The sequence below is a fragment of the Nostoc sp. UCD121 genome, assembly GCF_014222285.1.
Classification (GTDB): Bacteria; Cyanobacteriota; Cyanobacteriia; order Cyanobacteriales; family Nostocaceae; genus Nostoc.
Window position 1 is genome coordinate 1 of record NZ_JACKZS010000289.1, and the last position, 7453, is coordinate 7453.

Below are 7453 nucleotides of genomic sequence, written 5' to 3' on the forward strand. Positions count from 1 at the left end.
CTAAATTGTCAAGTCGCTTCGCTCCAATTAAAAATTAAAAATTATTAATTAAAAATTACTATTCTTTCTAATTTTTAATTAAAAAAATGTCAAGATTTTATCAAACTGCATAGAAGCTCACCTAAACATTTAAGTATTATTGTTTGTACAAATGATACTGATAGGTTTCCAATGGTAACTCGAATTAATGAAGCAATTAATCAAGACGAACCATTGACAGGTAATTTGATTCGCGTTGTACACCCTACCAGTTGAAAATAATTGAAGCTCGTCTTCAATTTGTTTTGAGCTTCTCAAGCAAAACTTTCCCAATTTCCGGTAAAATCAAGTTCTGAGGATTGTGGAATTGGGAGAAATTTGGGGTGCCTACACTTGGCGTTAACATTGACCACATTGCCACCATCCGGCAAGCGCGGCGGACGGTAGAACCAGATCCGGTAGCGGCGGCGGTGCTGGCAGAATTAGCGGGTGCTGATGGAATTACGGTGCATCTGCGCGAAGATCGGCGGCATATCCAAGACCGGGATGTGCGGATATTGCGGCAAACGGTGCGATCGCATCTTAATCTAGAAATGGCCGCAACAGAAGAAATGCTAGCGATCGCTCTCGATATCAAACCAGATTACGTGACTTTAGTCCCCGAAAAGCGCGAAGAAGTCACAACAGAAGGCGGACTAGATATTATTGGCCAAATTGCTAGAATAGGTGAGATAGTCGATAAATTGCAAAGCGCTAGCATTCCAGTTAGTTTATTTATCGATGCCGAACCCGCACAAATCGAAGCATCTGTCAAGGTAAAGGCGCAGTTTATCGAATTGCACACAGGACAATACGCTGAGGCTAAAGATGAAACAAATCGCCACCGAGAATTAGCCATATTAGCTAAAGGTTGTCAACAAGCGATTCAAGCTGGATTGCGAGTCAACGCTGGTCATGGACTCACCTATTGGAACGTCTATCCGGTGGCTGCGCTTCCAGGCATGGAAGAACTGAACATTGGTCATACCATCATCAGTCGGGCAGCATTAGTAGGTATAGAAAGGGCAGTCCGCGAGATGAAACAAGCTATAAAGGGGAATGGGGAATAGGGAATAGGTAATGGGTAATGGGTAATTAGTTTTTTTCTTGCTCCCCCTGCTCCCTGCCCCCTGCCTTATCTTAAAAGAGGGGTTGTCACTGCGAAATCTAGAAATTGGGATCAAATCTTCAGCAAAAACTTCTATGAGCGCAACACAGTCTAACAACCTGCCACTTTGGGTACAGGATAGAGATAAAGTGATAGCAGAAAGCACTGATGTCGAGTGGCGCTATCAGACACCGCCTGATTATTCTCGTTCCAAAGAAAATCTTGCCAAAGAAAGTATCCACAATCACCTTGAAGGTACACTGGAAGCGATCGTGCAAAACTTAGTGCGAACCTTCGAGATGGAGGTATCTTTCAAAGCTAACCCGCAACAATGGTTATCTATTGTCAATGAACAGTTTCGAGTGAGTACCAATGGCGGAGTAGAGTATACCGCAGCAGATTTATCGGCCCAAGGTACTTACAATCTGTTTATGCCTGATTCAGAGCATTACAAAGCTTCAGAAGAAACCTTTGAATCATCCGCAAAAGTCTTCCACACAACATTTCCCCAAGGATTTCCTTGGGAAGTTCTGGAAGTTTTCTCAGGGCCACCAAATGTCACATTCAAATGGCGGCATTGGGGGCATTTTAATGGAGAATATAAAGGCCATGCACCTACTGGAGAGACAATAGAAATTATCGGCATGAGCATTGCAAAAGTTACCGATGACTTGAAGGTTATTTCCTTAGAACACTACTTCGACAATAATCTGTTCTTGGAAAAGCTAACATCTGGTGGCAAACAGACAAATGCCCAAAAGTCGGGAAGTGCTTGTCCGTTCAGTTCTTGGTTCAAGAAATCCCGTAAGAGTTAGTTGATAAGGGTACAGAATGTCGTACTGTGCCCTTACCTTATTCACACAGCAACCAAAGGATGAAAATGCAAACATACTATTACGTTTTGGCTAGCCAACGCTTTCTTCTCCAAGAAGAACCTATACATGAAGTTATCAAAGAACGCACTCGTCACTACCATGAACAAGAAAAACAAATAGATTTTTGGTTGGTTGAGCAACCAGCTTTTTTGGAAGCATCAGAATTTGCACAAATCAAGGCAAAGTGTCCCCAACCATCAGTAGCAATTATTTCAACTAATCCCCAATTTATTACTTGGTTAAAACTACGTTTAGAGTACGTTATCACTGGAGAATTCCAGGCTCCTTCTGAGACAATACCAGATGCCTTGGCATCGCTTGCTACCGTATCTTAATGGGCATTGGGTATGGGGCATTGGGCATTGGGCAATCATAAATAGTTCTTCTTCCCCATTCCCCATTTCCAATTCCCAATTTTATTTGTTAAGAAGAAAATATGTTTTGTAACAGTCCTTCCATTCCCACACTGAAGTAAGTAGGTTTTCAGCTTTTTTCTTATAAAATCTTCTAAGACACCTTGATTTACATAATCTAACTTTTGTGCATAGATTTCAGACTTTACCAAGTGTTTTAGGATTAGCGATCGCAGGGTTGATTGGTGGCATGAGTTCTGTTTTTGCTCAACAAGCCATTCCTGCTTGTCAACCACCAACTTCGGGTGAGTATCTTTTATTGGTAGTCAGTCCTACAGCTGATAATCAAAAGCAGTTGCGTAGCGCCTTACCGCCTGAACTCAAAACCATTACCTGCAAATACCTCAACGAAACTGTGACGCGGATAGGGGGGTTTAAAAAGATTGATGATGCCAATCGATGGGCAAGGTATGTAAGTAATATTGTTGGCTTGTCTGCTATCATCACCACTCGACCAACAACAGCAGATGTACAGCCGCCACAAACACAGGCACAAACACAGCCACAACTACAGCAACAGCCACTTCAGCAAACAGTTAACTATAATCCTCAAGCATTAGGAGAGGGTTATGCAGTGTTGGTAGATTATTACAACCGTCCTGAACTAGTAAATAGCGTACAGCAAGCAGTAGGAGGCAACGTAGGTTTTGTTTCTTATGGACAACGCCCTTACTTGTTGGCAGTTTATACCACCAATCAAAGTGAAGCATATAACACATTGCAGAAGCTGAACAATGGCGGTTTTGTTGCCAGCATAGTAGATAGCCGTAAAGTGATTCTGCTGCGCTCAACTGTGCGATTGTAGTGATATTAAGTTTTCTAGAATACTGATGCGATCTACCAATTTGGTAATTTGTCAGTTGACAAATTACCAGTTCCCAATTAAAAATAGTTGCTCAAACAAGGATTTATTTCCCTAGTTTAAATAAGCAAAACTAGCTAACCAACAGATGGTTATACCCAAAGCCGACCCAGCTATTACCTGAACTGGTGTATGTCCAAGTAATTCCTTCAGACGGTCTTGGCTAAAGTCTGGTTTTTCATGAAATAATTCATCAATCATTTGATTGAGGATACGAGCTTGCTTACCAGCCGCTTGGCGAACTCCGGCTGCATCATACATGACAATGATGGCAAAAACCATCGCAAGGGCAAAATCAGGAGATGCCCAACCAAGTGTTTGCCCTACACCAGCCGCTAGAGCTGTAACTAAAGCTGAATGGGCACTGGGCATACCTCCGGTTGTCACCAAAACACGGATATTCAGTTTGCGATTTTTGACGATTTCGATTACGAGTTTTAATGCTTGAGCAATTAAACAAGCGACCAGAGCAACCAGCAGCACCCGGTTGTCTAAAATGTTGCCTATGTCCTGCATGGTATTTTGGTTAGGTTAGTAAATATTAGCAGCGTTTGTTGGTTGAGGAAACATTTAGATTCAACCCAAAATCCAAAATTAACCTAGTACATCACGGCGGAAACAGAGCAATTATTCAAAATTGACTAAAAGCTGATTAAATAAGCTTTTTTAATTTTGAATTTTCAATTCTGCTGGGCGGTAATAGTACAGCATGATGTAAATAAACCACCCACTCCCAATCAATGAAACCCTTGTGTATGGAAATTACGAATTACAAATTACGAATTACCAAAAGCGTTGCTAGTTATTGCGGCTAGTAATAAAATGAGCGATCGCTTGGAGTGGCTTGGCTCTGTCTCCAAATGGTTCTAATTCTGCACAAGCTACTTTAACTAGCTCTTGGGCTTTTAAGCGCGATTCTTCAAGCCCCCAAAGGCTAGGATAGGTCACTTTCTTTGCTTTTTGGTCTTTACCAGCTGTTTTACCTAATTGCTCTTTTGTAGAAGTGATATCCAGAATATCATCTATGATTTGGAATGCTAGCCCAATATTTTCAGCATAACGGGTTAGTCGCTGCACATCTTCAGTTGATGCCCCAGCGATGATTCCGCCACAAACTACACAAGCTTCCAAGAGGGCGGATGTTTTGTGTCTATGAATGAAATTTAGCGTTTCTAGAGAAATATCTGATTTCCCCTCACACTCTAAATCGACAACTTGACCACCGACCAAACCAGCTGCCCCCAGCGCCCGACCAAGACGAACAATTACCTGCAAGGTTAGCTCTCTGTTAACGCTTTGGGGGGTTTTAAGGGCAACCAACTCAAAAGCCAGTGCCAACAAGCCGTCCCCAGCCAAAATCGCTACATCTTCGCCATAGACTTTATGATTTGTCAGCTTTCCCCGACGGTAATCGTCATTATCCATCGCTGGGAGATCGTCATGAATCAAAGACATTGTGTGGATCATCTCCACAGCACAAGCTGTTGGCATAGCCATTTCGATAGTGCCACCCATCATTTCACAGGTAGCAAGACAAAGAATGGGACGTACACGCTTGCCGCCAGCTAATAACGAGTAGCGCATCGCCTCATAAATCTTTTCTGGATAAATGATGGGGATAGCCTGATCTAAAGCATTATCACAAAGCTTTTGTCGCTCTTTGAGATAGGCTACTAAGTTAAATGTGGCTTCCTCTGGTGGTGTCTTTTGAACGTTATCAGTTGCTACCATTCTTCAATTCCTGACACTTTGGGATTTTTGTCTTATACGTCACAATTTTAAGGTGCTGTGGGGCTGAAAAAATGAAGAGTTCACAATTATGAGTTAGGAATTAAGAGTTAGGAGTTGAGATGCGATTAATCGCGTCTGTACAAGAGTTAGGATTAATAATTCTTAACTTTTAACTCATCACTCTCTTTCATTTTCTTGCTGCTCTGGAATAGCTGGTGAAGGTATTTTGTAACAATATGGCAACAGTCATAGGGCCAACACCACCAGGAACGGGGGTGATAAATCCTGCTACACCAGCAGTTGATTCAAAGTCAACATCTCCAATTAAGCGACTTTTGCCACTAGCATCGGTGACACGATTCATTCCCACATCTACCACAACAGCACCTGGTTTTACCATATCAGCAGTGATGAGTCCGGGACGACCTGCTGCTGCAATTAGAATATCAGCATTTTGGGTGATGCTTTTGAGGTCATGCGATCGCGAATGAGCGATTGTGACTGTAGCATCAGCTTCTAGTAGCATCAGCGCCATAGGTTTACCCACCAAAATACTCCGTCCCACCACTACTGCCTGTTTTCCTTGCAATGTAATCTCATATTCCTGCAAAAGCCGCATCACACCATCCGGGGTGCAGCTGCGTAAACCGATTTCTCCCCGTACTAGTCGCCCTAGGTTAACTGGGTGCAGTCCATCAGCATCTTTATCGGGATCAATTTGATGTAGCAGAGCAACACCATCCAAGTGCTTAGGTAAGGGCAGCTGCACAAGAATTCCATCCACCCGTTCATCGTGGTTTAGTGCAGCAATGACCTCTTGTAACTCCCCAAAGGTAGTTTCGGCAGGAAAATGCTTACCAAAAGAGGCGATGCCAACTTTTGCACAAGCTTTTTCTTTATTGCGGACATAAGCGGCTGACGCTGGGTTATCACCAACCATTAACACTGCTAAACCAGGGGGTCGTCCAATCTCTGGTTTTAATTGTGTAATGGCTACAGAAAGTTCTTGCTGAATTTTTGCGGCTAAAGCTTTCCCATCAAGAAGTTTGGCAGTTTTTGTTTCCATGAAAATTCCCAACTATAAATTAATTCGCTTTTTGTCCAAGGTCTAGAGTAAAAATATTGTCTATTGACTTTTAACTATTATTGTGTATCTGCTTGATGTCGTAGCGTTTCTCTCACAGTCAATCCATAATGCTTATTTTCTCAGATCAACGGCTTTATCTGAAGAATAAAGAATTGCAGGCTGAAATTCAGAACATTTTTTGCTCAGTTAAGAGCGTGTTTCTGAAACCACAGAGAAAGAATATTATAGATGGGAACTGACCTAATGAAACTGGCGACAAAGCAAGCAGTGAAGCAAAAATTTGCTCAATCAGTGGCTTTCATGCAACAAACAAGAAATTTGCCCCTTTCGTTCTTATCCGCGCATAGTATTGTTTCTTACCGTCTGGGGTTGATTTTTTTATTGGTGGTGGGACTTTGTAGTTGTGGTAGTTTAACCTCATCTGGCTTGAATGGGACTAATTTCCAAATTGGTAGCAATGTCACGCCAATTCGAGAAATTAAACCAGAACAAGACAATCGGGCTATAGTTTACATCCAAGGTCAGGTAGAAAAAAAAGCTCCTCTGATGAAGCAATGGGCTTATCAAATTAATGACTCTACTGGCAAAATTTGGGTTATCACCAATCAAAAAAATCTAGCGAAGGGAGCGCAAGTGGTGATTAAGGGTAAAATTCGCTACCAAAGCATCCCTTTAGGTGGTAAAGAATTGGGGGAAGTTTATCTAGAAGAAGAGTAATCAGCAATTAAAAATTAATAATATATGAACAATCAACCGGTGCATGTAGCGATCGCAATTCTCTATCAAGAAAACAAGTTTCTTATGCAACTACGCGACAACATCCCCGGTATTCTCTACCCTGGTTACTGGGCGCTATTTGGCGGTCATATCGAACCTGGTGAAACGCCAGATATCGCAGTGAAACGAGAAATTTTAGAAGAAATCGGCTATGAGCTACCACCCTTTGTAGAATTTGGCTGTTATACCGACGAAAGAGTTGTCCGTCATGTCTTTCATGCACCATTATTGGTGGAATTAAATCAACTGGTTTTAAATGAAGGCTGGGATATGGGATTATTGACCCCAGAAGATATTCACCAAGGTAACTGTTATTCGCAAAACGCCCGCGAAGTACGCCCTTTGGGGAATACACATCGGCAAATTATGTTGGATTTTATGGAGAGAAATCAATCTTAATGGGAATTGGGAATTGGGCGTTAGGAGTGCTGAGTGCTGAGTTAGGAGTTTTGTTTATCTCCTTGTCTCCCTCATCTCCCCTGCTCCCTGCTCCCTGCTCCCTGCTCCCTGCCCCTCTGCTCCTCTGCCCCCTGCCCCCTGCCTCCTCTCCTAGAAGCCAAAATAAAGTTATAACTCTTGTGG

At 42.4% G+C, this 7453-nt stretch carries 9 protein-coding genes and 1 pseudogene; 6 read left to right on the forward strand and 4 right to left on the reverse strand.

All coding sequences use genetic code 11. The annotated features are described in order from the left end of the window. The first annotated feature begins 362 nt into the window (after nucleotides 1-362). The 4 genes from GNF10_RS33480 to GNF10_RS33495 all read left to right on the forward strand — a co-directional run bounded on the left by GNF10_RS33480 (nucleotide 363) and on the right by GNF10_RS33495 (nucleotide 3219). Nucleotides 363-1088, forward strand: a complete 726-nt coding sequence (locus GNF10_RS33480) for a pyridoxine 5'-phosphate synthase (RefSeq protein WP_185585791.1) — start codon at nucleotides 363-365, stop codon at nucleotides 1086-1088. A gap of 133 nt (nucleotides 1089-1221) precedes the next feature. Next, nucleotides 1222-1941 carry a SnoaL-like polyketide cyclase gene (locus GNF10_RS33485; protein WP_185585792.1) on the forward strand — a complete coding sequence of 240 codons (720 nt, stop codon included), beginning with the start codon at nucleotides 1222-1224 and terminating at the stop codon, nucleotides 1939-1941. Nucleotides 1942-2006: 65 nt separating this feature from the next. After that, a complete protein-coding gene (locus tag GNF10_RS33490; protein ID WP_185585793.1) occupies nucleotides 2007-2336 on the forward strand; it encodes an MgPME-cyclase complex family protein in 330 nt (109 codons plus the stop codon). 205 nt (nucleotides 2337-2541) lie between these two features. Then, nucleotides 2542-3219 carry a hypothetical protein gene (locus tag GNF10_RS33495; RefSeq protein ID WP_185585794.1) on the forward strand — a complete coding sequence of 226 codons (678 nt, stop codon included), beginning with the start codon at nucleotides 2542-2544 and terminating at the stop codon, nucleotides 3217-3219. 111 nt (nucleotides 3220-3330) lie between these two features. Here GNF10_RS33495 and GNF10_RS33500 read toward each other — a convergent pair whose 3' ends face one another. The 3 genes from GNF10_RS33500 to folD form a co-directional block, all read right to left on the reverse strand. Next, nucleotides 3331-3792, reverse strand: a complete 462-nt coding sequence (locus GNF10_RS33500; protein WP_185585795.1) for a divergent PAP2 family protein — start codon at nucleotides 3790-3792, stop codon at nucleotides 3331-3333. 282 nt (nucleotides 3793-4074) lie between these two features. Beyond that, complete coding sequence (crtE, locus tag GNF10_RS33505) at nucleotides 4075-5007, reverse strand: geranylgeranyl diphosphate synthase CrtE (protein WP_185585796.1); 933 nt, start codon at nucleotides 5005-5007, stop codon at nucleotides 4075-4077. A 187-nt stretch (nucleotides 5008-5194) separates the two neighbouring features. Continuing rightward, complete coding sequence (gene folD / locus GNF10_RS33510) at nucleotides 5195-6073, reverse strand: bifunctional methylenetetrahydrofolate dehydrogenase/methenyltetrahydrofolate cyclohydrolase FolD (protein ID WP_185585797.1); 879 nt, start codon at nucleotides 6071-6073, stop codon at nucleotides 5195-5197. A gap of 264 nt (nucleotides 6074-6337) precedes the next feature. On the opposite strand from folD, the gene GNF10_RS33515 reads away from it, so the two are divergent. Together GNF10_RS33515 and GNF10_RS33520 are read left to right on the forward strand one after the other, a co-directional pair. Beyond that, nucleotides 6338-6811, forward strand: a complete 474-nt coding sequence (locus GNF10_RS33515; RefSeq protein WP_311774255.1) for a hypothetical protein — start codon at nucleotides 6338-6340, stop codon at nucleotides 6809-6811. Nucleotides 6812-6835: 24 nt separating this feature from the next. Next, nucleotides 6836-7270, forward strand: coding sequence for an NUDIX hydrolase (locus GNF10_RS33520; RefSeq protein WP_114084693.1), 435 nt, complete (start codon nucleotides 6836-6838; stop codon nucleotides 7268-7270). Here GNF10_RS33520 and GNF10_RS38125 read toward each other — a convergent pair. Next, nucleotides 7248-7453 (reverse strand): annotated as a pseudogene (locus tag GNF10_RS38125) (hypothetical protein); the annotation flags it as partial. The gene GNF10_RS33520 and the pseudogene GNF10_RS38125 sit on opposite strands and share 23 nt — an antisense overlap.